This window comes from Pseudomonas sp. P1_F7 (assembly GCF_056405655.1).
Map to the genome: position 1 here is coordinate 385,786 of NZ_JBFUBR010000002.1, position 25,235 is coordinate 411,020.

The window sequence follows — 25,235 nt, forward strand, 5'->3', positions numbered from 1 at the left end:
AAATTATCGTCTTTCAATCAAAAATCACAGGGCTAAACTCAACACACGCCCACCCACCACCGAGGTTCGCCCGATGCAACTGTCCCCTTTTCACCTGGCCATTCCGGTCTACGACTTGTCTGCCGCCCGGCACTTTTACGGTGAGGTATTTGGCCTGGAGGAAGGCCGCTCCAGCGACCACTGGGTAGACTTCAACTTTTTTGGTCATCAACTGGTGATTCACCTGGCACCGAAAAATCCTTCACAAGAAGCCGCACACACCAATGCCGTCGATGGTCACGATGTGCCGGTGCCGCATTTTGGCGTGGTGCTCGGGATGGCGGAATGGGAGGCTCTGGCCGAGCGGCTGAAGTCACTGGAGACACGCTTCGTGATCGAGCCGGGGATCCGTTTTCAGGGGCTGGTGGGTGAACAGGCAACGATGTTTCTGTTTGATCCTTGCGGTAATGCACTGGAGTTCAAGGCGTTCAAGGATATTGGGCAACTGTTTGCTAAATAGGTGTTGTCTGTCAGGACGCCATCGCGAGCAAGCTCGCTCCCACATTGGCCGGCGTTGTTCGCTAATTGCCGGTTCATTACAAAACCCTGTGGGAGCGAGCCTGCTCGCGATGAGGCCCGCCAACACAACACCGCCCTACCGGCTCATCACACGCTCGGCCTCACCCAGCAATTCCTCGATTGAGTCATGAACAGTGGGGTCATATTCGACCTGGGTAACACTGAACCGAATGTCATAACTGTGATGCGCCGTAGCGTTGCGCTCATCGAGAATCTCATTGAGCCGGGCCTTGATCGCCTCAATCTCCACGACGCTGGAACCGGTCAGCAGCGCCACGAACCGGTCGCCTTCGAGTCGGCCGACCACATCGTTTTCACGAAAGCCGATACGCAGGACATCGGCGAATGTCTTCAGTGCATCGTCACCTTTTGCCCGGCCATACAGATAGCTCATGCGCTTGAATTCATCGAGGGTGAAGTACAGCAGCGTCGCCGGCGTCCCCACCTCCCGGCATGCGTTCAGCCCGAGTCGGGCCAACGCGGTGAAACCATGGCGATTGGACAGCAGCGTCAACTCGTCCATGCTCGCCATTTGCACACCCGCCAACTCTTGCTCGGCCTGGCGAGCCAGATCGCGCAGCCGTTCACGTTCTTGCTGTGGCGTGAGCAACGGGTTTGCGGATTGGCCCGATTTGCCTGTTTTGCCTGAGATCAACATCGTTCACTCCTTTGGCAGGTATGCACGTTAGAGTCGCCCATACCCGCATTGACTCCCTGTTAGCGTGCCGCTGGTCAGCTACCCGCCACCGGGCACGGCCCTCCTGCATCGGCCCAGCGCTTGAACCGGGTGACGAAGATATCGTGCGGTACCGGCACCGGCGCGCGGTTGCCGCCCGGATTCCAGCCCCACAGCACCAGCTTGTCGTCGCTGACGTGTTTGATCAGCGCGGCGAAATCCCGGTCGCCGTTGCTGGAGCGGTCCTTGATCATCGCGCATAGCCGGTCGGCCGGCAGGCCGATCCAGGCCATCCGCTGCGCTGCCGGCGGCAGGCTCCAGTGTGGCGCTCCGGGTGGCGCGTGCGGACCGTAACTGGCCGGCGGATTGCTTTGGGCATGGCACGTTGCACAGGGCAATCCGGCTGAACCGTTGCCGTCCATGCCACGCACGACATTCATCGCGTGGGGCACCCCGGCATCGAATTGCAGCGGCGAATCACCGGGAATGTGGCAGTTCTGGCAACGAGGGCTCTGGAAGACTTTCTGCACGGTGTCGAACGCCTGCAAGGCCTCGCGGTCTTCGGCGAACACGTGCGATGCGTAGGCTACGAGACAGATCAGGATCACCGTCCCAAGCAACCAGTGATGTCTTTTCATCTCACACCCCCGACAGCTGCAACGGCAGCTCTCGCAGGCGCTGCCCGGTCAGGGCAAACACCGCGTTGGCCACTGCCGGTGCCGTGGGTGGCACGCCGGCTTCGCCGATACCACCGGGTTTGTCGCTGCTGGGCACGATATGCACTTCGACCACCGGCATTTCGTTGAGCCGCAGCACCTGATAGTCGTGATAGTTGGACTGCACCACTTGCCCGTCCTTGAGCGTCAGTTTGCTGTGCAAGGCGAAGCCGAGGCCGAAGGTGATACACGACTCCATTTGCGCGGCGATGCTCTGGGGGTTGACCGCAATGCCGCAGTCCACCGCACACACCACCCGGTGCACGCGGATAGCGAGGTTGTCCTGGGACACCTCGGCCACCTGAGCCACGTAACTGCCGAACGACTCGTGCACCGCCACACCCAGCGCATGGCCATCCGGCAGCGGCGCCTTCCAGTTGGCCTTCTCCACCGCGAGGTTCAGCACACCAAGGTGGCGCGGATGATCCTTGAGCAAGGTGCGTCGATATTCCACCGGATCCTTGCCGGTCGCCGTAGCCAGCTCATCGATCAGCGACTCCATGACAAACGCGGTGTGGGTGTGCCCCACCGAACGCAGCCACAACACGCTGATCCCGGTTTTCGGGGAGTGCAGTTCAATCTGGTGATTGGCCAGTCCTTCGATATAGGGGCTGTCGGCCATGCCTTCGACGGAGGTCTTATCGATCCCGTCCTTGACCATGCTCGCTTCAAGCGAGGTCCCGGCCATGATCGACTGCCCGACCATCACATGTTTCCAGGCCAGCGGCAGGCCGTCGGCGCCCAGCCCGATACGTGCGTGGTGCAGGAACGCCGAGCGGTAGTAGCCACCGCGGATATCATCCTCCCGCGTCCACACGGTTTTTACCGGCGCACCGGCGGCCTTGGCGACATACACCGCTTCGCTGACGAAGTCCGAGGTCGGATTGGCCCGGCGCCCGAAGCCGCCACCGAGAAACTCGGTATGGATCTCCACCTGTTCGGGTTTGAGCCCGGTGATTTTCCCGGCGACCATTTGGTCCAGGGTCTGGAACTGGGTGCCGGTCCAGATTTCGCATTTGTCCTGGGTGATGCTCACCGTGCAGTTCAGCGGCTCCATCGGCGCGTGGGCCAGATAAGGCACGCTGTATTCAGCATCGATGGTCTTGATCGCTTTCGCCAGCGCAGCCTGGGTATCGCCCGCCTGACCGGCGTTCAGGCCGGGGGTGGCAGCGAGTTTGCGGAAGCTCTCCAGCAGCGCCCGGCTATTGAGCCCGGCGTTCGGCCCCGGATTCCACTCGATTTTCAGCGCATCGCGCCCCAGCTTCGCCGCCCAGAAATGATCGGCAATCACCGCAATACCCGTCGGCACTTGCACCACTTTGTGCACGCCCGGAATCGCCAGCGCTTCGGCGCCTTCAAAGGATTTGACGCTGCCGCCGAAGGTGGGTGAACGCGCGACCATCGCAGTCATCAGCCCGTCGAACTGCACGTCCATGCCGAATTTCGCCCGGCCGGTGATTTTTTCCGGAGTGTCCAGGCGCTTGGTGGGTTTGCCGATCAGCCGCCAGTCTTTCGCGTCCTTGAGCTTGATCGAAGCCGGATCTGGCCGTGGCAACTGCCCGGCGTCATCGGCCAATTCGCCATAGGTGGCACGGTGTTCACCGGCAATGACCACCCCCGATTCGGTATGAATCTCGGATGGCGCGACGCTGAAACGCTTGGCCGCCGCGTCGATCAACATCAAGCGCGCCGCCGCGCCGGCCTGGCGATAGCGGTCGAACTCCATCCAGGTGGACGTCGAGCCGCCGGTGATTTGCATCCCGCCAAAGCCTGGCAGGCCGTAGTCGGCGGCCGAGGCCGGGGAATGCTCGACGCGGATTTTCGTCCAGTCGGCGTCGAGTTCTTCGGCGATCAGCATGGTCAGGCCGGTCCAGATGCCCTGGCCCATTTCCGAATGGCCGAGCAATACGGTGACGCTGTTGTCGTTGCCAATGCGCAGGAAGGCGTTGGGTGCAAACACGTTGCCCTGGTTCTCTGCGCCCATGGCGAAACGGTGGGCACCGGGCATGGCAAACGCCACCACCAGTCCACCGCCCAGCACGGCAGTGCCCTTGAGAAAACCACGACGCGATAACGCGTTGATGCTGTTCATGGCCACCTCACCCCAGCTCGGCGGCGCGCTTGACCGCCGCGCGAATCCGCGGGTAAGTGCCGCAACGGCAGATGTTGCCGGACAGCGCCTGATCGATGTCGCTGTCGGTGGGTTGCGGAATCTTCGCCAGCAACGCCGCCGCCGACATGATCTGCCCGGACTGGCAATAACCACACTGGACCACGTCAAGTTCCGCCCAGGCCTGTTGCACCGGGTGCGAACCGTCCGCAGACAGGCCTTCGATGGTGAGAATCTTTTGCCCATGGGCCACGGCGGTGGCCGGTGTGATGCACGAGCGCAGTGGTGCGCCATCGACGTGCACGGTGCAGGCCCCGCATTGGGCGATGCCACAGCCGAACTTGGTGCCGGTGAGGTGGGCAACATCGCGCAAGACCCAGAGCAGCGGCATGTCGGCGGGGACATCCAGCTCCTGATCCTGGCCATTGATGTTCAGGGTCAGCATGGCGCAGTTCCTCAGACTCAGGGTGATCTGAAGGGGCGTCGCTGCGGCCTTGTAAACCTGCGTGCGCCTCGGGCTATCCCTTCAGCTAAGCGCAAATTTGCCGGCAGGCCGTGGCGCATCGACCACCGGTCATGAAAAAGCCGCCTCGAAGGGCGGCCCTGAAGGTCTTCGCTAGAGCCTCGGCCCCAATAAAATGCCGGTGTAGCGCCAGACAAAAACCGCAAAAGCGCTACACCACAGCAGCGCCGACAACGCCAACCCGTAACCGGAAAAAGGCACCAGCCATACCCGACACGCCCCCGCCAGCAACAACAGGATAAACCCCGCAACGATCGCCTTTGACGGCTGCAACAAGCGCCCGGTATGCCCCAGGCTGACCCGCGCAATCATCGCCAGAACCAACCCGCCGATACCGCCCACGGCCAGCGAATGGGTGGCCAGGCTTTGTTGTGGCATCCAGCCCAGGTGCCACAGCGCCATGGCCAGCGTCGCCACCGCGAGCCAGGCGTAAGCCAGGTACAGCGACCACAGCAGCGGCACGCGCCACAGGCCGCGATCATGCCAGCGCCACAATCGCAGCAGATGCAAACCGCTGATCAACGCAAACAACAGCGCCAGCCACACCCGTGGGACGTCATTGAATCCAGCGGCAAACGACACCGCCGCCAGCATGGCGCTGATCAGCAACACCTTGCCCGGCAACGGATGGGCCACAGGCATTGCGGGACGGTTCAAGCCGCGCTGGATGAAGAACGGAATCACCCGCCCGCCGATCACGCTCATCAGCGCGCCCACCAGCCACAAGGCGGCCAGCACGCCACGGCGTTGCAGATTGGCGTCATCAACGACAAACCCCAGCAACGTCAACGCCTGACACCCGGCCAGCAGCGCCACCATCAACAGAATCGGATAATTCTCGCGCTTGCCCGCAGCCAGCAGATCGCGCCCCAACACCCACGCCAGCAGCGGCAGAAACGGAACTTGCAAGGCCAGTAACAAGGGCGCCGGCATCGGCAGATACCAGGCCAGCCGAGCCAGTAGCCACACCAGCACCAGGCCGATCAGCGGCCAGCCCTTGAGCCCCGGCCTGCCGGTCCAATTGGGCACCGCGGTCAGGAGGAACCCGGCAATGATGGCCGAGGTAAATCCGAAAGGCATTTCATGGCGATGCCAGGCCAGCATGCCCCCCAAGGGTTGCGCACCGGGTAAACGGCCGTACAGCCACAAGGCCCAGATCGCGATGGCAAGGGCCGCGAACCCGGCCCCGGCCAGAAAGAAGGGTCGAAAGCCCAGGCTGAAGACCGGTGCAATGGCAAGCCGGCGCATCAAGCCACCACTCGGGCCGGGAATTGGCTCAGGCGATACTGGGAAAGCAGGCGCATGACATAGCCGATTTTCAACAGGGTCGGGCCGAGAATGGTCATGGCATGCATGGTCACCAGCACGGTGATCGCCAGATGACCGCCGTAGAGATAGGCACCGTAAATGCCGGCCAGCAGCATTGCCAAGCCCGCGCCGAGCACGCGGCTCGACCATTGAAGAACGTTCTGGGGGTTGCTGAAGAAGTTGAACATTGTGCGTACTCCTGAAGGCGTTCAGTTGTACGTTTAACTGTTCAAGTCCCGTGCCAGCTCTTTACCCCTTTAGATCCAGGCACTTGCGCACATACGAGTCATAAAGACTCATCGCGCAAATAGTCTATTTGACTCCACACAAAGTCATTTAGACTACAATTTTGCAACCCTGTGGCAATTTTCTCGATCTACGGTACGGCCGAACGACCAGAGGCTGACTACGCTGAAAGTCCGGGACATGCGCAACCTGCAGAGGAGTCGGCACCATGCAACGCGTACAAAAACTCACACCCTGCCTGTGGTTCGATGATCAGGCCGAAGCGGCGGCGAAATTCTATTGTTCGATCTTCGACCATTCGAAAATCACGGCCATCACCCATTACGGCCACGCCGGTTTCGAGTTCCATGGCCGGCCGGAAGGTTCGGTCATGACCGTCAGCTTCGAGCTCGACGGGCAGAGTTTCACCGGCCTCAACGGCGGGCCGCTGTTCAAGTTCAGTGAGGCGGTGTCGTTTCAAGTCAATTGCGAGACCCAGGAAGAAGTCGACCATTACTGGGGCAACCTGTCGGCCGGTGGCGTGCCCGAGGCCCAGCAATGCGGCTGGCTCAAGGACAAGTTCGGGCTGTCGTGGCAGATCGTGCCCGTGGCGATGATGGACATGATCAAAGACCCCGACACGAAAAAATCCCAACGGGCCATGCAGGCGATGATGCAGATGAAAAAACTCGATATTGCGACGTTGCAACGCGCCTTTGACGGCGAGAGCTAATACACTCGGGCGCTGACCTGCCGAGGAGTGAGCGAGCATGAAGCACGCCGTTGCCAAAAACGCCGACCAGGCCCCGCGCTTTTGGCGCGATGATGCCCTGCCCTTCATCGAAGCCCGCTCCATCGCCGACGGGCGCGAAGTCTGCTACACCCGGCACGCCCACGAGCACTTCTCCATCGGGGCGATCACCGCCGGGCGCAGCACCTATATCCATGAGCAGTCGGCGTTCGAGGTCAGCGTCGGCACGGTCGTGCTGATGAACCCCGGCGACGTCCATGCCTGCAACCCGATCGAAGACCAGCCCTGGTCGTACCTGATGCTGTACGTCGATACGCCGTGGCTGACCGATTTGCAGCATCAACTCGGGTTCAGCGATGACGCGGCGTTTCGCCGTTTCTCGGTGACCCATACGCGGGATGCCACCCTGCTTGCCGGTCTCGCGGGTTTGTATGAGGTGCTGGTCGATCCACAGCAAGACGTGCTGCGCAAACACAGCGTGGCCGTGGAGTTTTTTACCGAGGTTCAGCTACGACTCAACCCGGCCGATCAGCCGCTGCGCGAACCCAACTTCAAGCTGGAGCGCGCTGCCGATTACATCCGCGACCACTGCACACAAACCCTCAAGCTCGAAGACATCTGCGAGGCGGCGCAATTGTCACCGTCCTACCTGATCCGCGCCTTCAAACAGCATTACGGCATGACGCCCCACGCGTTCCTGGTGAACCGGCGCATCCAGTTCGCCCAGGACCAATTGCGCAGCGGCAAGCTGATCGCCGACGTGGCACTGGAAGCGGGGTTCGCCGATCAGGCGCATTTTCAACGGGCATTCAAACAGCATTTGGCGGCGACGCCGGGGCAGTATCGGGGTTGAATCCGTGGTGATTGCCGTTACGGCAACAACAGGTACACCGCACTCACCACCAGCAACAACGCCATGGCGCGATTGAACAGGCGCATGCCCGCCGGGTTGTTCAGGAAGCCGCGCAAAAACGTCCCGGCATACGCCCAGCAACCGACCGACGCATAGCAGATCACCAGATAAATCGCGGCGAATTGCCAGACCAGGCGTGCCTCGCCATCGGCGACAAACGCGCCCATGCCGGCCACGCAGGCCAGCCAGGCCTTCGGGTTGAGCCATTGCATGATGGCGCCATACAGCATCGACGGCGCCTGGGCCGATTCGCTGGCTTGCACCTGCCCATTGTCGGCCGCCAGCTTGAAGGCCATGTACAACAGAAACGCCACGCCCGCCCATTGCACCACCTGCGTCAGCGCGGGCCACTGTTGCAACACCTCATGCAGGCCCAACCCCATCAGCACCAACAGCAAGACAAACCCCAGCGTGGCCCCGGCCACGTGGCGCTGGCTGGCCCTGAAGCCAAATCGCGCGCCGGAGCTCAGCGCCACAATATTGACCGGCCCCGGCGTGATGGAAGCGACCAGCGCAAACGCCGCCATGGACATCATCAGACTCATTGCACACCTTCTTCCATCGAGTTGAACAAGGCCCTCAAGGTAAAGAGCCAAGCGACTCGCGTATTGAAGAAAACTGCCCTGTATCGCTATGAGTAATAACCCACGACGCTCTTCACTTTGGTCAATGCAACGCGCAGCGAGTCCATGTCCACGGAGCCCAACGCCAGGCGTATCGCATGCGGCACATGGGTTGATATCGCAAAGGGCTCGGCCGGCGACACCGACACCTGTTCGCGCATCAGCGCCATGGCGATCTGGTCGGCTCGGGCGTCTTCGGCCAACGGCAACCAGATGAAGTAGGAGTTCGGATGACTGATGGTCCTGAGCCCCGCCAGCACTTCGCGGGCCAGGGCTTGCCGGGCTTGGGCGTCCGCGCGTTTTTGCGCCTCAAGCTGGCTGACGGTGCCATCGTCGAGCCAGGCCGTGGCGATGGCGGTCATCACGCCGGGGGTGTTCCAGGTGGTCGCCATGACGGTGCGCTCGAAGGCGGCGACCCATTGCGCGGGTGCGGCAATGAACCCGACACGCAGCCCGGTGGCGACATTCTTCGACAGTCCCGACACGTACACCGTCCGCTCAGGCGCCATCTCTGCCAGCGGTGGCGGTACGTTTTCGGCCAGGAACGCGTAGGCGGCGTCCTCGATGATCGTCAGGTCATGCTGGCGCGCAATCGCCACCAACTGCTCGCGCTGACCGAGGTCCATCACCCAGCCCAGCGGGTTATGCAAGGTCGGCATCGAGTAAACGGCCCGCACCAATCGGCTGCGGCAGAGTTTTTCCAGGGCGGGCAGATCAGGCCCGCTATCCGTGACCGGAATCGGCAAGACCTCCAGATGCAGCGTTTCGGCCAGCGTCTTGAAACCGGGATAGGTCAGCGCATCGGCGGCGATCACGTCGCCGGGCTTGAGCAGCGTCATCATCGCCACCGCCAGGCCATGTTGGGCGCCGCTGACGATCAACACCTGTTCGGCCGCCACGTTCAGCCCGCGCTGAACCAGATGGCGCGCGACCGAGGCCCGCTCGTGCTGGCGTCCCGCGTGGGGCTGATAGCGCAGGAGAGATTCCAGGTCCCCGGACAACGCCAGTTGACGCAAGGCAGTGCGCAACAGGTCGGCCTGACCGGGCAAGGACGGGTAGTTGAAATTCAGGTCGATCATCCCCGCCGCCACCACGTGCTGCGAGATGCCCTGCCCCGGCGGCAGCGAGGTTTCCCTGACAAAGGTCCCGCGTCCGGTTTCGCCGCTGACCAGGCCCATGCCCTCCAGCTCGGCATACACACGGCTGGCGGTAACCAGTGCCAAACCGTGCTCTGTGGCCAGTTGCCGGTGAGTCGGCAGGCGCGTGCCGGGCGGCAAACGCCCGGAACGGATGTCGGCGGCAAAGGCATCCACCAGGGTTTTGTAGCGGGAACGAGGCATGTCGAGATGTATCCATGACAATTTTTTGATTGTATCGATAGTCGCTCATACGATGAGTTTCGTGCAATCAGACAATGAGCGTGTGCCAAATGGAACGGACATCGAACCTGCAACACCAGACGCTGGAAAACAGCACCAGCGGCTGGATCAATGGCCTGATCGGCGTGGTGATTTTCAGCGGCTCGCTGCCGGCGACACGGGTGGCGGTGCTGGAGTTCGATCCGGTGTTCCTGACGGTCGCGCGCGCGACCATCGCGGCGATCCTGGCACTGTGCCTGCTGTGGCTATTCAAGGAAAAACGCCCGGCGCGCCAGCAACTGATACCGCTGATCATCGTTGCCCTGGGCGTGGTCATCGGCTTTCCCCTGTTGACCGCGCTGGCGCTGCAATACGTGACGTCCGCACACTCCATCGTCTTCGTCGGCCTGTTGCCCCTGGCGACAGCGGTGTTCGGTGTACTGCGCGGCGGCGAGCGGCCACGGGTGGCGTTCTGGATTTTCTCGGTGCTGGGCAGCCTGCTGGTGGTCGGCTTTGCCCTGTCACAGGGCCTGACCGCCTCCCCCCAAGGCGACATCCTGATGCTGCTGGCCATTCTCGCCTGTGGCCTGGGTTATGCCGAAGGCGCGAAGCTGTCGCGCACCCTCGGTGGCTGGCAGGTGATCAGCTGGGCGCTGGTGTTGTCGCTGCCGGTGGTGGCGATACTCAGCTGGATGCGCATGCCGGCTTCGTTCACCGGCATCAGCACGCCGGCCTGGTTCAGCCTGGCGTACGTCTCGCTGTTCAGCATGCTGATCGGTTTCGTGTTCTGGTATCGCGGACTGGCCCAAGGGGGCATCGCCGCCGTTGGGCAATTGCAGTTGCTTCAGCCGTTCTTCGGGCTGACCCTGGCCGCCACCCTGCTGCATGAACACGTCAGTGTCGGCATGCTGGGTGTCACCGTTGCCGTGATCCTGTGCGTCGCCGGGGCGAAAAAATTCGCCAGATAGCCCTGTGTACGGTGGTTTACGCCCATGACTGTACGGGTCTGACCACCGCTGAGCCGTGATAAAAATAGCGCTCTTGCTTCAGGAGCCCACCATGGACCTCGCCACCCTCACCCTGTTTCTGCCGGCCTGCTTCGCCCTCAACATGGCACCCGGCCCCAACAACCTGCTGTCGGTCAGCAATTCGACCCGCTATGGCTACCGCACCGCATGCGTGGCCGGCATCGGCCGGTTGCTGGCGTTCGCCGGGATGATTGCCCTCGCCTCGGCGGGGCTGGCGGTGGTACTGCAAACCTCCGAGCTGCTGTTCTACGCCATCAAGATCCTCGGCGCGGCCTACCTGTTCTACCTCGCCTGGCAATTGTGGCGCGCCGATCCGGGTGTGGAAAACGTGGTGACCTTAGCCCCCGTGGGCACGCTGGCGCTGGCCCGGCAGGAGTTCCTGGTCGCGGCCGGCAACCCCAAGGCCATCCTGATCTTCACCGCGTTCCTGCCGCAGTTCGTCGACTCGACCCACGCCATCGGGCCGCAGTTCGTGGTGTTGGGCGCGCTGTTTCTGGTGCTGGAGTGGATTGCCATCGGCGCTTACGCCTACATGGGCCTGCACATGCGCCGCTGGTTCGCCAGGCCGTCGGGCAAGCGGATGTTCAACCGTTGCTGCGCCGGGTTGCTGTCGGCGGCGGCTTCGGTATTGTTGATGGCGCGTCGAACCTGAAGTAGATACTTTTCCCACATTGACTCGCAGTGTTCAAAGGAGCGAAATTCACTGTCGATTCTCCGGTGGAGGTCGCCCATGACGCGATCTATGCTGCGCCCATGAACCTACAAAAAACGCTGCTTCCGCCCCGTACCGAGATGGTTCGCGCCATGCTCGAGCGAGACACCTCCTACGAGGGGGTGTTCTTCACGGCGGTCAAGACCACAGGCATCTTCTGCCGCCCCGGTTGCACCGCCCGCAGCCCGACGCCGGAAAATGTCGAGTTCTTTGCCAACGCTGAACAATGCCTGGCGGCGGGCTATCGCGCCTGTCTGCGCTGCAAACCACTGGACACCGCCGCCAGCGCGCCGGACTGGGTGCAGACACTGTTCAAGTCGGTAGACGCCGACCCGGAACAGCGCTGGACCGACGCCCAGCTACTGGCCGAAGGCATCGAGCCGCTGAAACTGCGTCGCTGGTTCAAGCAGCATTTCGGCATGACCTTCCACGCCTGGCTGCGCGCCCGACGCCTGGGCATGGCGCTGAACGGGATCAGACAGGGCGACTCCATCGACGACGTCGCCTTCGATTCCGGCTACGAGTCCCTGAGCGGATTTCGCGATGCCTTTCAAAAATCGTTTCACATCACCCCGGGCCGCGCGGCCAACAGCGAACCGCTGCTGTTCACGCGCCTGACCACGCCGCTGGGGCCGATGATCGCCATGGCCGAACGGCGTGGGCTGGTGCTGCTGGAGTTTCTCGATCAGGCATCGCTGAACCCGACGGTCGAAGCGCTGCAAAACCGCTTCGGTTATGCCGTGGCGCCGGGGCACAACGCGCATTTGCAGCAGATCGAAGAGCAATTGTCCGCGTATTTCGCCGGTACGCTCACTGAGTTCAGCGTGGCCTTGCACATGCCCGGTAGCGAGTTCTCCCGCCAGGTCTGGGCTGAACTGGCGAAAATCCCTTACGGCCGGACCACCACCTACGGCGCCATCGCGGCGAGCCTGGGCAAACCCGGTGCCAGCCGCGCAGTGGGCCTGGCCAATGGGCATAACCGCTTATCGATTGTCGTGCCGTGCCACCGCGTGATCGGCGCCGACGGCTCGTTGACCGGCTACGCTGGAGGCCAGCCGCGCAAGGCGTTTCTGCTCAGGCTGGAGAACGCTGCGGTGCAGCTCACGGAGCAGCTGGCGTTCTGATCCCCCCACAGATTTTTCATACGGAAGGAAACCCGATGGACAAGCTCGACAATCAACTGCACCAACTGCATCACGAAGGTTTGCTGATCCTCACCAACGTCGCCGATGCCGCCGGGGCGCGGCTGGTAGAGCAACTGGGCAACAAGGCCGTGGCCACCAGCAGCGCGGCGGTGGCCTGGGCGCATGGTTACCCGGATGGCAACACCCTGCCCCTTGAGCGCCTGGTCTCGACGGTCGAGTCGATTGCGCGGGTCATTTCGGTGCCGCTGACCGTCGACATCGAGGCCGGTTATTCCGATGACCTGGAACGGGTGGCAGAGGTGGTTGATGCAGTAATCGCCGCCGGCGCTGTCGGGATCAATATCGAAGACGGCTCCTCGCCGCCKGAGTTGCTGGTACGCAAGATTGAGATCGCGCGCCAGGTGGCCGACCGACGCAACGTGAACCTGTTTATCAATGCGCGCACCGATGTCTACCTGCGGGGCCTGGTGCCTGCCGAAGATCGCGTCGCCGAAACCCTCAGGCGCGCCGCGCTGTATCAGGCGACCGGTGCCAATGGCCTGTTTGCCGCGGGCGTTACCGCGGAGTACGAGATCAAGGCGCTGTGCCAGGGCACTTCGCTGCCGCTGAATGTGCTGGGGTTCCCGGGCCTGCCGTCGCCCGAAGCGCTTGAAGCACTTGGCGTACGCCGTCTGACCGCGGGTTCGGGTATCGCCGAGTTCCTCTACGGCGCCATGGCCGGCATCGCCAAGAGTTTTATGCAGACCGGCAAGTTCGATAGCCACGACCTGAAGGCTTTGACCTATGGCGAAGTGAACGCCCTGTTGAAACCGTCCGGGAAAGCCTGAGCCCATGGCCGACGGCTATCGGGCGGCCAGTGCGTTCCTGGCGGCCATCGATGACGACTGGCGCCGCCACATCGACGCCATCGGCCCGTGCCTGCACCAGCCGCATGCGGCCCGTGACCCGTATGAGTCGCTGGTGCGGGCGATTGCCTATCAGCAACTGCATGCCAAGGCCGGCGATGCGATTGTCGGCCGGCTGCTGGCGCTGTTCGGTTCGGGTTCGTTTCCCCGGCCTGAACAAATCGTTGCCACGGATTTTGACCGACTGCGCAGCTGCGGCTTTTCCGCGAGCAAGATCGCGACCATTCAGGGCATCGCCCAGGCGTCGCTGGACGGCGTGGTGCCGGATTACGCCACGGCGCTGGCCATGGACGATGAAGCGCTGATCGAACGCTTGATCACCCTGCGCGGCGTGGGCCGCTGGACCGTGGAGATGCTGCTGATCTACAGCCTTGAGCGGCCGGATATCCTGCCGGCCGATGACTTTGGCGTGCGCGAGGGTTATCGACGGCTCAAAGGGCTGGAGGCGCAGCCGACGCGCAAGCAGATGATCGAGATCGGGTTGGCGTGGAGCCCCTACCGGACGGTGGCCTCCTGGTATTTGTGGCGGGTGCCCGGTCGGTAGATCGCGTTATCGTTCATCGTCGGAACGCCGCCCGGAGCAAGCTCGCTCCCACATGGACTTCTGTGTACATAAAATTTTTGGCAGACACAAAACCTGTGGGAGCGAGCTTGCTCGCGATGACGTCAGTAGCGACACCTCATCATCCAAAACCAGTCACAACCCCGACTTCAACCGACTGAACGCCCTGATCAACGCCCGGTTGAACGTCTTGCCATTGTCATTCTTGCTATACAGCGAAGCCCTGACCGCAGCCGGCGGATACGTCCCCGGATCGTTGCGAATTGCCGGGTCGACCAAGCCGTCCGCCGCCGTGATCGCATTGGCGTAATGGATAGTGTCGGTGATCGGCGCGATCACTTCCGGGGTCATCAGGTAGTCCATCAATGCAAGGCCGGCCTGCGGATGCGGCGCATCCCTGGGAATGACCATGGCATCGAACCAGATCAACGTGCCCTCCTTCGGAATCCGGTACTTGAGCGAATACGACTTGCCCGCCGCCTCGGCCTGGCCCGCCGCGATGCCCACGTTGCCGTTCCACGACATCGCCACGCAGGTGTTGCCGTTGGCCAGGTCGCTGATGTTCAGGTCGTTGTCGAAGTAGCGAATGTACGGCCGAATCTTCGCCAGTTGCTGCTCGGCCAGTTTCAGGTCATCGAGGCTCTGGCGGTTGATGTCCAGGCCCATGTATTTCATGACTGCCGCAAACACTTCGTTGGGGTCGTTGAGCAGGCTGACCCCGCAATCGGCGAATTTCGAGACCACGGCCGGGTCGAACAGCATCGCCCAACTGTCGGTCGGCGCGTCGGGCAGGCGCTGTTTCACGGCCTGTTCCTGATAGCCCACACCCGTGGTGCCCCAGGCGTAGATCCCGGCGTAGCGGTTACCCGGATCGAACACCGCCATGTGCTGGCGGAACTCTTCGCCGACCCCGGCAAAGTGCGGCAGTTGCTGCTTGTCGACCGTCTGCACGGCGCCACTCTCGATGGCCCGGGACAGATGCTGCCCCGCCGTCAACACCAGGTCGTAACCACTGCGGCCGGTGAGCAGCTTGGTCTCGACGGTTTCCAGGGAATCGAAATGATCGGCCACCACATGGATGCCGGTTTTTTCCTCGAAGTTTTTCAGGGTACCCGGGGCCAGGTACTCGCCCCAGATGTACAGGTTGACCACCGGTCTGGCGGTGTCGGCGGCCTGCACACACAGGGGTGCAAGCACCAGCAGTATTGCTTGAGTCAGTTTGTGCAGGCCCATTTTCACACTCCTTTGCCGGCGTACTGCGGCATGGTGATGCACGCGACGTTGCCGCCACCGAGGAGGATTTCCCGGGAGTTTTCGATGCCGACGATGCTGTGTTTAGGGAACAGCTCGGCCAGGGTCGCCAGCGCCACCTTGTCGTTGCGATCACCGAACAGCGGCACCACGATGGAACTGTTGCCGGCGTAGTAGTTGATGTACGACGCGCAGATCTTCGTCCCGGCCTGACGGGTATGAGTGCTGTCCTGCTGGTCCAGGCCTTCGGCTTCTTCGGCAGTCCATTCCAGCACATCCGGTTGCGGCAGCTTGTGCACGATCAACTCGCGGCCACGACTGTCGCGGGTGCTGCGCAGGATGTCGTAGGCCTCCTGATAGATTTCCCACTGCGGGTCGTCGCGATTGTCGGTCCATTGCAGCACCACTTCACCGGGCCGCACGAAGCACGCGAGATCGTCGACATGGCCATCGGTTTCGTCGAACTTGCAGCCCCGTGGCAGCCAGATCACCTGCTCGGCGCCGAGGTAATCGGTCAGGCGGCGAGTCACTTCGTCCTTGCCAAGATGCTGGTTGCGATTACGGTTGAGCAGGCATTGTTCGGTGGTGAGGATGCTGCCCTGGCCGTCGCTCTGGATGCCGCCCAGTTCGGCGATCAACGGCGCGCGATAGCGGTCGAAGCGTTCGATTTCAAGGATTTTGCTGGCGATCTGATCGTCCTTGTCCCACGGGTAGTACAGGCCGCCGTCGAGCCCGCCGTAGGCGTTGAATTCGAAGTCGACGCCACGCACTTCGCCGCTCTGATCGTTGACCACGAAGCATGGACCGCTATCGCGGAACCAGGTGTCGTTGCAGGTCATTTCCACCACGCGCACTTGCGGCGGCAACTGTCGGCGCGCGGTGGCGAACTGTGCCGCCGAGGCGCACACGGTGACCGGCTCGCTCATGGAAATGGCGGTGACGATCTGCACCCAGACTTTCTGCGCCGGTTTGGCACCGTTGCGCCAGACGTCGGTGCGCTCCGGCCAGCCGAGCCAGCATCCGGACTTGGTTTCGAATTCGCCGGGCAGACGGAAACCGTCCAGCTTGGGAGTGGTGTCGAGCAAACGGGCCATGGTCAAACCTCTTCAACGGGGATTGGAATGACCACAGGCTAAGGGCGTTGGCGACTGGCTCGCCAACGATGATTATTTCGGAATACTTGAATTCAACTCATCAATCGAGCAACTGATCGTTGAACCATTCCAGCATCTGCGCCACCGCCGGACGCTCCAGCCGCAGCCGCTCGCACACCAGCGCATATTGGCCCAGGGCGGTCATGCTCGAGGTGAACGGCCGTACCAGCCGACCGCTGAGCAAATCTTCCTGGGCCGTCAGGTTGTCGCCCATGGCCACGCCCTGCCCTTGGGCCGCGGCTTCCAGCGCCAGCCCGGCGTGGGCGAAATACAGTTGCCGGTCCGGGCGTTGGTCGCCGGCATGGCTGGTGAGCCACGCGGTCCAGGTCTTGCCGTCCTGGTCGTCGTGCAGCAGGCAGTGGCGGGCCAGGTCCTTCGGGGTTTTCAGCGTGCCCTGGTTGAACAGGCCGGGGCTGCACACCGGAAAGAACTGCAACGCCGGCAGCGGCCGGACGAAATACGCGGTGCTGTCCACCGGGCCGGTACCGTAGGTGATCGCCAGGTCGATGTCTTCCCCGGGCGCCGTGGCGTCGATCGGCTGTTCGTACAGATGCAAGGTGATGTGCGGGTAGCGCGCGTAGAAGTCCGTGAGCCGGCTCATCAGCCACTTTTGCGCCAGCTCGGCGGTGACCGCCAGACGTAACACCGCCAGGGATGACGGATCACGCAGTTCGTCGCAGGCATCACCAATCAGTTCGAAAGCCTGCTGCAAGCTCTGCATCAGGCGCCCGGCGGCCAGGGTCGGGCGAATCTGCCGGCCCTCGCGCACGAACAGCGACACGCCGAGTTGCTCTTCAAGCTGGCGAATCTGGTGGCTGACCGCGCTGTCAGTGACACACAACTCGGCCGCCGCCCGACCGAAATGGGCATGGCGGGCGGCGCATTCGAAGGTTCGCAGGGCTGCCAGGGAAGGTAATCGTCGCATCAGGTCGTGTCCCGGTTTCGAGGCGCCCATGCTGACTTGGCCGTTGGTGGGCGTCCAGTGGGACTGCGTTATCGTTCTTCGTCGGCACTATCACTGCAAATCTTCTAGGCTGAACGGGATCACTCAAGCCACCGGAGCCCCCCATGCAACTCGAAGGTTCCTGTCATTGCGGCGCGGTGTCGTTCAGTCTGTCCAGCGCCCACCCCTACCCTTACCAGCGTTGCTACTGCTCGATCTGCCGCAAGACCCAGGGCGGTGGCGGTTATGCGATCAACCTCGGTGGCGATGCCGCCAGCCTCAAGGTTCGCGGACGCAAACACATCGCGATCTACCATGCACGGCTCAAGGAAGAAGGCGACAAACGCGCCCACAGCAGCAGCGCCGAGCGGCATTTCTGCTCAGTCTGCGGCTCGGGTTTGTGGCTGTTCAGCCCTGAATGGCCGGAGTTGATCCACCCGTTCGCCTCGGCCATCGATACCCCGCTGCCGGTGCCGCCGGAGCACACGCACCTGATGCTGGGTTCAAAGGCGCCCTGGGTGGAACTCCAGCTCCTGCCCGGTGATAAACAGTTCGACGAATATCCCGAAGAGTCCATCGCCCAATGGCACGAACGGCTGGGTTTAAGCCGTTAAACACTGGGTGGTGCGGGATTACGCCGCGGCCGGAACACCGCTATGAAAGCGGAATTCCACATCCGGGGATTCGATCAGTTCCTGCTCGGCGGCGCGGACCTTGTCGATCACATGCGCAATGTCCCTGGCGTCGCCGTACTGGTAGGCCAGTTTCAGGTAACCCTGGAAATGCCGGGCCTCGCTCTTGAGCAGACCGAAGTAGAACTTGCCCAGTTCTTCGTCCAGATGCGGCACCAGTGCTTCGAAACGCTCGCAACTGCGGGCCTCGATGAACGCCCCCACCACCAATGTGTCCACCAGTTTCACCGGCTCGTGACTGCGTACCACCTTGCGCAGCCCCGACGCGTAACGCCCGGCGGATAGCTGGCGCAGTTCGATCTTGCGGCGTTTCATCAGGCGCATGACCTGTTCGTGGTGTACCAGCTCTTCCCGGGCCAGGCGCGACATCATGTTGATCAGATCGACGTGGGAGTGATACTTGGCAATCAGGCTCAACGCGGTGCTGGCGGCCTTGAATTCGCAGTTCTTGTGGTCGATCAGCAGGGTTTCCTGATCGGCCAGCGCGGCCTGGATCCAGCCGTCGGGGGTGCGGCAGCCAAGGAACTCGTGAATTTCGGGAAGGATCATGGGGCTCACGGAAAAATAGGTTCAAAACGAAGGGCGCCGATTATACCGGCCTGCCCACAGACCACCAGTCGCCAACCGTTGATATGCATCAAGTCCCCGAATCGCAGACAGCAACTATAGTTGTGCAACGCCGTGCTTTTTTATTTTCAGGAGATCCCGCACATGCAAGCCGTTCGCAGCATTCTGGTGGTCATCGACCCCGAACATTCCGAAAGCCTGGCGCTCAAACGGGCGAAGTTGATCGCCGGTGTGACCCAGGCACAGTTGCATCTGCTGGTGTGCGACCCCAAGCATGATCACAGTGGCATGTTGGGTGTGCTCAAGGCCGCTTTACTGGAAGACGGTTACAACATCACCACCGAGCAGGCCTGGAACCAGAGCCTGCATCAAACCATCATCGATGTGCAGCAAGCCGAAGGCTGCGGTCTTGTGGTGAAGCAGCACTTTCCCGACAGCGCACTGAAAAAGGCCCTGCTGACACCCGAGGACTGGAAATTGCTGCGCCAATGCCCTTCCCCGGTACTGCTGGTGAAAACCGCTGGCTCATGGAAAGACAAAGTGATCCTGGCAGCCGTCGACGTCGGCAACTCCGACCTCGAACACCGCCACCTGCACGACACCATCATTGATCATGGCTATGACATCGCAACCCTGGCCAAGGCCCACTTGCACGTAATCAGCGCCCACCCGTCGCCGATGCTGTCGGCGGCCGACCCGACGTTTCAACTCAGCGAAACCATCCAGGCGCGCTACCGCGAGCAATGCAAGTCGTTCCAGGCTGAATTCGACATCGACGATGATCACCTGCACATCGAGGAAGGCCCGGCGGATGTGCTGATTCCGTTCATGGTGCACAAGCTGCAGGCGGCGGTGACGGTGATCGGTACCGTCGCCCGTAGCGGATTGTCCGGGACCTTGATCGGTAATACGGCGGAAGTGGTGCTCGATGCAGTGGAAAGCGATGTGCTGGTGCTCAAGCCGCAGGAGATCGAGGATCATCTGGAGGAGATTGCCGGCAAGCATTGAGGACAGATCAAAAGATCGCAGCCAAAGGCAGCTCCTACAGGGAAACACGACCAATGTAGGAGCTGCCGCAGGCTGCGATCTTTTCAGCCGCCAAAGGCGTCTTTCAGGAACCCCGGCGCAATGTAGCGCTGGTAATGGGCCTCGGAGAGCAGGAAAAACTCCCGATCAATGGCGTCGCGCAATTCCGGCAGGTTCCAGTCGCGAAACTCCGGCAGCAGCACCATCCCGTAGGCTTCCAGGTTGTTGATCACCCGCGCGCCCCGGGCGATCAACTGGTAGGCCCAGCAATATTCCGACTGATGGGGCACGAAGCGGATCTTGCGCTGCTCCAGCTGCATTCTCAGCAGTGCCGGATCGAAAATTTCCACCTTGGCGGCCATCACCTGCGACAGCAACTGCTCAAGACGCAGCCATACCGCGCGCTTTTCTTCCTCGTTGTATCCGTTCCAGTGGATCACTTCGTGGTGGAAACGCTTGCAGCCACGGCACACCAAGTCACCGTAAACAGTGGAGCAGAGGCCGACGCAGGGTGTCTTGATGGTCTGATTGGGCATAGATAGGCAAAAACGCGAAAAAGCAGAACAGGCCGGCATGTTAGCCCTTTGTCGGCCATTGATCACCCCTCAAAGTTCAGGGCCTGTGGAGAATCGGGCTCTGCTGACCGCCTCCACCAAAGTCCAATAAACACTGACTTACCTTTAATTTTTTTTTGCCGTAGAATCAGCCTGCCTTTTTAGGCGCCAATGTCCGTTAGAAGCTGTTTTCAAAGCGTCACGAGCACAGTCGTTCCTTCAGAGCGGTGTTGGCGAGGGGTTTTTCCAGCGGGGAAAAGCCCAGCGCCAACCCTCATCAGCTCCCGTTCTGCAGGCGTAAAACTTTGAAAGCAGCTTCTGTAAGGAATTGTCGGTAATTCTGGCTAAGTGGCTCACAACGCCATGCAGCGCATGAGTACGGCAATTTCGGGATGAGCGTCCCGGACACCCATTTGGGACCACTGATGAGGGTAATAACTGTGCTTGAAGCCTACCGCAAACATATCGAAGAGCGCGCAGCACTGGGTATCGTTCCCCAGCCGCTAAACGCCGAACAAACTGCAGGCCTGGTCGAGCTGCTGAAAAATCCCCCGGCTGGCGAAGAAGCATTCCTCGTTGACCTGATCACCAATCGCGTTCCGCCTGGAGTGGACGAAGCAGCCTATGTAAAGGCCGGCTTCCTGTCCGCCATCGCCAAAGGCGAAGCCAAATCCCCCCTGATCGACAAGAAGCGCGCTGTTGAACTGCTCGGCACCATGCAGGGCGGCTACAACATCGTGACTCTGGTTAACCTGCTGGACGACGCCGAACTGGCTCCAGTAGCGGCCGAAGAACTCAAGCACACCCTGCTGATGTTCGACGCCTTCCACGACGTCGCTGAAAAAGCCAAGAACGGTAATGTTCACGCCCAAGGCGTGCTGCAATCCTGGGCTGACGGCGAGTGGTTCGTGAAGCGCCCGACCCTGGCCGACAAGATCAGCCTGCGCGTGTTCAAGGTCACCGGCGAAACCAACACCGACGACCTGTCCCCTGCGCCTGATGCCTGGTCCCGTCCTGACATCCCGCTGCACGCCCTGGCCATGCTGAAAATGGCTCGCGACGGCATCGTGCCTGACGCACAAGGCGTCACCGGTCCGATGAAGCAGATCGAAGAAATGCGCAACGCCGGCTTCCCTATCGCCTACGTCGGTGATGTGGTCGGTACCGGTTCTTCGCGTAAATCGGCCACCAACTCCGTACTGTGGTTCTTCGGCGACGACGTTCCTTACGTGCCGAACAAGCGTGCCGGCGGTTTCTGCTTCGGCAGCAAAATCGCTCCGATCTTCTACAACACCATGGAAGATGCCGGCGCACTGCCAATCGAATTCGACGTTTCCAACATGCACATGGGCGACGTGATCGACCTGTACCCGCATGCTGGCAAAGTCTGCAAGCACGGCACCGACGAAGTCCTGACCACCTTCGAAATGAAGACCCCGGTCCTGTTGGACGAAGTGCGTGCTGGCGGCCGTATTCCGCTGATCATCGGCCGTGGCCTGACCGAGAAGGCTCGCGCCGAGCTGGGCCTGGCACCTTCGGAGCTGTTCAAGAAGCCCGAAGCACCGGCTGAAAGCACCAAGGGTTTCACCCTGGCGCAGAAAATGGTCGGCAAGGCTTGCGGCGTGACCGGCGTTCGTCCGGGCACCTACTGCGAACCGAAGATGACCACCGTCGGCTCCCAGGACACCACCGGTCCTATGACCCGTGACGAACTGAAAGACCTGGCGTGCCTGGGCTTCTCGACCGATCTGGTGATGCAGTCCTTCTGCCACACCGCGGCTTACCCTAAGCCGATCGACGTGACCACCCACCACACCCTGCCTGACTTCATCATGACCCGCGGCGGCGTTTCCCTGCGTCCGGGCGACGGCATCATCCACTCGTGGCTGAACCGCATGCTGCTGCCAGACACCGTCGGTACCGGTGGTGACTCCCACACCCGTTTCCCGATCGGCATCTCGTTCCCGGCCGGTTCCGGTCTGGTTGCGTTCGCCGCAGCCACCGGCGTCATGCCGCTGGACATGCCTGAGTCGATCCTGGTTCGCTTCAAAGGCGAACTGCAGCCAGGCGTCACCCTGCGTGACCTGGTTCACGCCATTCCTTACTACGCGATCCAGGCTGGCCTGCTGACCGTAGAGAAGAAAGGCAAGAAAAACGCCTTCTCCGGTCGCATCCTGGAGATCGAAGGTCTGCCTAAATTGACCGTAGAGCAGGCGTTCGAACTGTCTGACGCCTCGGCTGAACGTTCGGCTGCCGGTTGCACCATCCAGCTGTCCAAAGAGTCGATTGCCGAATACCTGCAGTCCAACATCACCCTGCTGCGCTGGATGATCGGCGAAGGCTACGGCGATGCACGTACTCTGGAACGTCGCGCTCAAGCGATGGAAGCCTGGCTGGCCAACCCTGAGCTGCTGCAAGCGGACAAAGACGCTGAATACGCCGAAGTCATCGAGATCGACCTGGCCGACATCAAAGAGCCTGTGCTCTGCGCGCCGAACGACCCGGACGACGCTCGCCTGCTCTCCAGCGTTGCTGGCGAGAAGATCGACGAAGTGTTCATCGGTTCGTGCATGACCAACATCGGTCACTTCCGTGCCGCCGGCAAGTTGCTGGAACAGGTCAAGGGTCAGCTGCCAACCCGTCTGTGGCTGTCGCCGCCGACCAAGATGGACGCTCACCAGTTGACCGAAGAAGGCTACTACGGCATCTACGGCAAGGCCGGCGCTCGCATGGAAATGCCGGGTTGCTCGCTGTGCATGGGTAACCAGGCACGTGTAGAGCCGAACTCGACTGTTGTGTCGACTTCGACCCGTAACTTCCCGAACCGTCTGGGTGACGGCGCGAACGTCTACCTGGCTTCGGCTGAACTGGCGTCCGTGGCCTCCATCCTGGGTCGCCTGCCGACCGTCGAGGAGTACATGGAATACGCTGGCAAGATCGACAGCATGGCGGCCGATGTTTACCGCTACCTGTCCTTCGACCAGATCGCCGAGTTCCGTGAAGCTGCTGCGAACGCCAACATCCCGGTCGTTCAAGCCTAACGTTGCAACGCAATGAAAAACGCCGCCCATCGTGAGATGAGCGGCGTTTTTTTATGCCTTCTGCCACAGCCCCTAACCCTGTGGGAGCGAGCTTGCTCGCGATAGCGGCGGGTCAGTCGACATGGATGTAACAGACAGGCCGCCATCGCGAGCAAGCTCGCTCCCGCAGGCTATGCGTACGGCTTGAGCGCTTGCTGGACTGCGCCATCCACACTCAAACCACTCAGAATCACACCGCTGGATTGCGCCTGCGGCAACGCCGCCAACGCCGCTTGTGCGTCGTCCTTCAGACGCGCCAGAATCAGCCGTTTGCCTTCCTGATGCACCCGCACAAAAAACTCCTGCAACGCCTCGATGCTGGTGCCATCCAGGTCGGGGGACTCCTCCAGACTGAGAATCACCGAATGAACAGGCACCTGTGAGTGCCGGATCAGATGCAAGGCGCCGCCAAGAATCCGCTCGACATTGGCAAAGAACAACGCTTCACCCGGCCGGACAATCAATACCCCCGGCACCGCTTGCGCTGTTGGATGGCGTTGCAGGTCGACAAAGTCGTGCCCACCATCAATGCGCCCCAGAATCTGGATATCGGCTGCCGACATTTGCTTGAGCATCAGCAACACACTGATCGCCACCGCCACCAGCAAACCGTCCAGCACCCCCAGCACCAGCACTGCACCCACGGCGCAGATCACCAGCAAGCGGTCACGGTGCCAGATGAAATAGCGTCCCAGCGGTTGCAGGCTCAAGCCGCGTGCCAGGGCATGGATGACGATAGCGGCGAGGATCGGTTCCGGAGTCAGCGCGATGTAAGGAAGAACCGTCAGGACGATGAGCAGTACCACCAGCGCCGCCACACCACCGGCCAGCCGTGAAGTGGCGCCCGCCACCTCATTGGCCGAAGTGGCTGAATACCCCGCTCCTGCCGGCATGCCGTGGAACAGACCGGACAACAGGTTAGAAGCCCCCAGCGCCAACAGGTCGCGGTTCGAAGTGATTCGATCACCATGCTTGAGCGCATAAGAACTGATCGAGCCATACGACTCCGCATACAGAATCATCACCATGGCGAACGCCAATTCACCCAGACGCAACCAGTCGGCAAACGGCAGTGCCGGCAGCTTCGGCACCTCCAGGCTCAGGTCGATCACGCCGATCAGCTTCACACCATAGGCCGGCAGGTCCAGCCACTGCCCCGCCGCAATGCCGATCACCACCACCAACAAACCACCCGGCAAGCGCCGAAACCGCGCAAACAGCCATAACAAGGCCAATGCCACGGCGCCGACAGCCGCAGCCGCCCAATTCCAATGCGGCAACTGCTCCAGCAATTGCGGCAGAAACCTCACCAGGCTGGCATCGGTCAAATGCACACCGACCACGCTGGCTACCTGTTTGAGAATGATGGTCAGCGCCAGGCCAAAGGCAAATCCGCGCAGCACCGGCTTGGCGATGAACGAGGTCACGCTGCCGAGTTTGAACAGCCCCGCCAGCAAGAAAAACGCCCCGGTCACCAACACCAGGCCGATGGCCAGGGTCGAGCGCAGCTGCGGATCGCCATTGGCCAGAGTGGCGGTCGCGGCGGCCAGCACCGCGGCGGAGGATGAAGTGGCCGAGACAATCGCAAAGCGGCTGGTGCCGAACAGGCCATAACACAGCAACCCGGCGAACAAGGCGATCACCCCGGCCTGGGGCGCCAGTGCGGCGATGCTGGAGTAGGCGACCGCTTCGGGCAGCAACAGGCCGGCAATCGACAAACCTGCCAGCAGGTCCTGCCAGCGGTTGGGTTGCTCGGTGGGATTAGCGTTTGGGGCGCTCGACAATCCAGTGTCTCCAGGCGAAAAAAAACCGCTGCACGTATCACGTGCAGCGGCCACTGTAGCTGTCAATCCGG

Annotated in this window: 25 protein-coding genes; 11 read left to right on the forward strand and 14 right to left on the reverse strand. The window is 61.7% G+C overall.

Annotated elements, in window-relative coordinates; all coding sequences use genetic code 11:
• The first annotated feature begins 73 nt into the window (after positions 1-73).
• A complete protein-coding gene (locus AC1D1M_RS03350) occupies positions 74-499 on the forward strand; it encodes a VOC family protein (RefSeq protein ID WP_477774515.1) in 426 nt (141 codons plus the stop codon).
• 135 nt (positions 500-634) lie between these two features.
• Here the strand turns inward: AC1D1M_RS03350 and AC1D1M_RS03355 are convergent, their stop codons facing one another.
• From AC1D1M_RS03355 to AC1D1M_RS03380, 6 genes are all read right to left on the reverse strand, one after another.
• Complete coding sequence (locus AC1D1M_RS03355; RefSeq protein ID WP_477774516.1) at positions 635-1,216, reverse strand: GGDEF domain-containing protein; 582 nt, start codon at positions 1,214-1,216, stop codon at positions 635-637.
• Positions 1,217-1,290: 74 nt separating this feature from the next.
• Positions 1,291-1,872: a hypothetical protein gene (locus AC1D1M_RS03360; protein ID WP_477774517.1), complete on the reverse strand. Its 582-nt coding sequence runs from the start codon at positions 1,870-1,872 to the stop codon at positions 1,291-1,293.
• A 1-nt stretch (position 1,873) separates the two neighbouring features.
• The gene (locus AC1D1M_RS03365) at positions 1,874-4,042 is read right to left on the reverse strand and encodes a xanthine dehydrogenase family protein molybdopterin-binding subunit (RefSeq protein ID WP_477774518.1); all 2,169 of its coding nucleotides are present in this window, start codon (positions 4,040-4,042) and stop codon (positions 1,874-1,876) included.
• A gap of 7 nt (positions 4,043-4,049) precedes the next feature.
• On the reverse strand, positions 4,050-4,505 hold the full coding sequence (locus AC1D1M_RS03370; protein WP_150754700.1) for a (2Fe-2S)-binding protein: 456 nt from the start codon (positions 4,503-4,505) through the stop codon (positions 4,050-4,052).
• A 171-nt stretch (positions 4,506-4,676) separates the two neighbouring features.
• The gene (locus AC1D1M_RS03375) at positions 4,677-5,831 is read right to left on the reverse strand and encodes an NnrS family protein (protein WP_477774519.1); all 1,155 of its coding nucleotides are present in this window, start codon (positions 5,829-5,831) and stop codon (positions 4,677-4,679) included.
• Entirely contained in the window at positions 5,831-6,079 is a 249-nt protein-coding gene (locus AC1D1M_RS03380) for a transmembrane sensor/regulator PpyR (protein ID WP_477774520.1), read from the reverse strand. Before AC1D1M_RS03380 ends, AC1D1M_RS03375 begins: the two co-directional genes overlap by 1 nt.
• Positions 6,080-6,345: 266 nt before the next feature.
• On the opposite strand from AC1D1M_RS03380, the gene AC1D1M_RS03385 reads away from it, so the two are divergent.
• Together AC1D1M_RS03385 and AC1D1M_RS03390 are read left to right on the forward strand one after the other, a co-directional pair.
• The gene (locus AC1D1M_RS03385) at positions 6,346-6,849 is read left to right on the forward strand and encodes a VOC family protein (RefSeq protein WP_477774521.1); all 504 of its coding nucleotides are present in this window, start codon (positions 6,346-6,348) and stop codon (positions 6,847-6,849) included.
• Positions 6,850-6,886: 37 nt separating this feature from the next.
• On the forward strand, positions 6,887-7,720 hold the full coding sequence (locus tag AC1D1M_RS03390; RefSeq protein ID WP_477774522.1) for an AraC family ligand binding domain-containing protein: 834 nt from the start codon (positions 6,887-6,889) through the stop codon (positions 7,718-7,720).
• A gap of 17 nt (positions 7,721-7,737) precedes the next feature.
• On the opposite strand, the gene AC1D1M_RS03395 is transcribed toward AC1D1M_RS03390, so the two are convergent.
• A complete protein-coding gene (locus tag AC1D1M_RS03395) occupies positions 7,738-8,325 on the reverse strand; it encodes a LysE family translocator (protein ID WP_477774523.1) in 588 nt (195 codons plus the stop codon).
• A gap of 86 nt (positions 8,326-8,411) precedes the next feature.
• Positions 8,412-9,743, reverse strand: coding sequence for an aminotransferase-like domain-containing protein (locus AC1D1M_RS03400; protein WP_477774524.1), 1,332 nt, complete (start codon positions 9,741-9,743; stop codon positions 8,412-8,414).
• An 89-nt stretch (positions 9,744-9,832) separates the two neighbouring features.
• Here AC1D1M_RS03400 and AC1D1M_RS03405 point away from each other — a divergent pair, with 89 nt between their 5' ends.
• The 5 genes from AC1D1M_RS03405 to AC1D1M_RS03425 all read left to right on the forward strand — a co-directional run bounded on the left by AC1D1M_RS03405 (position 9,833) and on the right by AC1D1M_RS03425 (position 14,095).
• Positions 9,833-10,729: a DMT family transporter gene (locus AC1D1M_RS03405; RefSeq protein ID WP_477774525.1), complete on the forward strand. Its 897-nt coding sequence runs from the start codon at positions 9,833-9,835 to the stop codon at positions 10,727-10,729.
• Between the two features lie 91 nt (positions 10,730-10,820).
• The gene (locus AC1D1M_RS03410) at positions 10,821-11,441 is read left to right on the forward strand and encodes a LysE family translocator (RefSeq protein ID WP_477774526.1); all 621 of its coding nucleotides are present in this window, start codon (positions 10,821-10,823) and stop codon (positions 11,439-11,441) included.
• Between the two features lie 101 nt (positions 11,442-11,542).
• Positions 11,543-12,625 carry a bifunctional transcriptional activator/DNA repair enzyme AdaA gene (locus AC1D1M_RS03415; RefSeq protein ID WP_477774527.1) on the forward strand — a complete coding sequence of 361 codons (1,083 nt, stop codon included), beginning with the start codon at positions 11,543-11,545 and terminating at the stop codon, positions 12,623-12,625.
• A 35-nt stretch (positions 12,626-12,660) separates the two neighbouring features.
• Positions 12,661-13,473 (forward strand): isocitrate lyase/PEP mutase family protein, encoded by an 813-nt coding sequence (locus AC1D1M_RS03420; RefSeq protein ID WP_477774528.1) that lies wholly within the window; start codon positions 12,661-12,663, stop codon positions 13,471-13,473.
• A gap of 4 nt (positions 13,474-13,477) precedes the next feature.
• Positions 13,478-14,095, forward strand: coding sequence for a DNA-3-methyladenine glycosylase family protein (locus AC1D1M_RS03425; RefSeq protein ID WP_477774529.1), 618 nt, complete (start codon positions 13,478-13,480; stop codon positions 14,093-14,095).
• A 153-nt stretch (positions 14,096-14,248) separates the two neighbouring features.
• Here the strand turns inward: AC1D1M_RS03425 and AC1D1M_RS03430 are convergent, their stop codons facing one another.
• The 3 genes from AC1D1M_RS03430 to AC1D1M_RS03440 all read right to left on the reverse strand — a co-directional run bounded on the left by AC1D1M_RS03430 (position 14,249) and on the right by AC1D1M_RS03440 (position 17,443).
• Positions 14,249-15,346, reverse strand: coding sequence for an extracellular solute-binding protein (locus tag AC1D1M_RS03430; RefSeq protein ID WP_477774530.1), 1,098 nt, complete (start codon positions 15,344-15,346; stop codon positions 14,249-14,251).
• 2 nt (positions 15,347-15,348) lie between these two features.
• Positions 15,349-16,458, reverse strand: a complete 1,110-nt coding sequence (gene aguA, locus AC1D1M_RS03435) for an agmatine deiminase (RefSeq protein WP_477774531.1) — start codon at positions 16,456-16,458, stop codon at positions 15,349-15,351.
• Between the two features lie 100 nt (positions 16,459-16,558).
• Positions 16,559-17,443, reverse strand: coding sequence for a LysR substrate-binding domain-containing protein (locus AC1D1M_RS03440; RefSeq protein WP_056727695.1), 885 nt, complete (start codon positions 17,441-17,443; stop codon positions 16,559-16,561).
• Between the two features lie 143 nt (positions 17,444-17,586).
• Here AC1D1M_RS03440 and AC1D1M_RS03445 point away from each other — a divergent pair, with 143 nt between their 5' ends.
• On the forward strand, positions 17,587-18,075 hold the full coding sequence (locus AC1D1M_RS03445) for a GFA family protein (RefSeq protein ID WP_477774532.1): 489 nt from the start codon (positions 17,587-17,589) through the stop codon (positions 18,073-18,075).
• Between the two features lie 18 nt (positions 18,076-18,093).
• On the opposite strand, the gene AC1D1M_RS03450 is transcribed toward AC1D1M_RS03445, so the two are convergent.
• Complete coding sequence (locus tag AC1D1M_RS03450) at positions 18,094-18,702, reverse strand: MiaE family protein (RefSeq protein WP_477774533.1); 609 nt, start codon at positions 18,700-18,702, stop codon at positions 18,094-18,096.
• A 162-nt stretch (positions 18,703-18,864) separates the two neighbouring features.
• On the opposite strand from AC1D1M_RS03450, the gene AC1D1M_RS03455 reads away from it, so the two are divergent.
• Positions 18,865-19,728 carry a universal stress protein gene (locus AC1D1M_RS03455; protein ID WP_477774534.1) on the forward strand — a complete coding sequence of 288 codons (864 nt, stop codon included), beginning with the start codon at positions 18,865-18,867 and terminating at the stop codon, positions 19,726-19,728.
• 83 nt (positions 19,729-19,811) lie between these two features.
• Here AC1D1M_RS03455 and AC1D1M_RS03460 read toward each other — a convergent pair whose 3' ends face one another.
• Complete coding sequence (locus AC1D1M_RS03460; RefSeq protein WP_007937731.1) at positions 19,812-20,282, reverse strand: DUF1289 domain-containing protein; 471 nt, start codon at positions 20,280-20,282, stop codon at positions 19,812-19,814.
• Positions 20,283-20,740: 458 nt separating this feature from the next.
• On the opposite strand from AC1D1M_RS03460, the gene acnB reads away from it, so the two are divergent.
• Positions 20,741-23,341, forward strand: coding sequence for a bifunctional aconitate hydratase 2/2-methylisocitrate dehydratase (gene acnB, locus AC1D1M_RS03465; protein WP_477774652.1), 2,601 nt, complete (start codon positions 20,741-20,743; stop codon positions 23,339-23,341).
• 170 nt (positions 23,342-23,511) lie between these two features.
• Here acnB and AC1D1M_RS03470 read toward each other — a convergent pair whose 3' ends face one another.
• A complete protein-coding gene (locus AC1D1M_RS03470) occupies positions 23,512-25,164 on the reverse strand; it encodes a SulP family inorganic anion transporter (RefSeq protein ID WP_477774535.1) in 1,653 nt (550 codons plus the stop codon).
• Between the last annotated feature and the right edge of the window lie 71 nt (positions 25,165-25,235).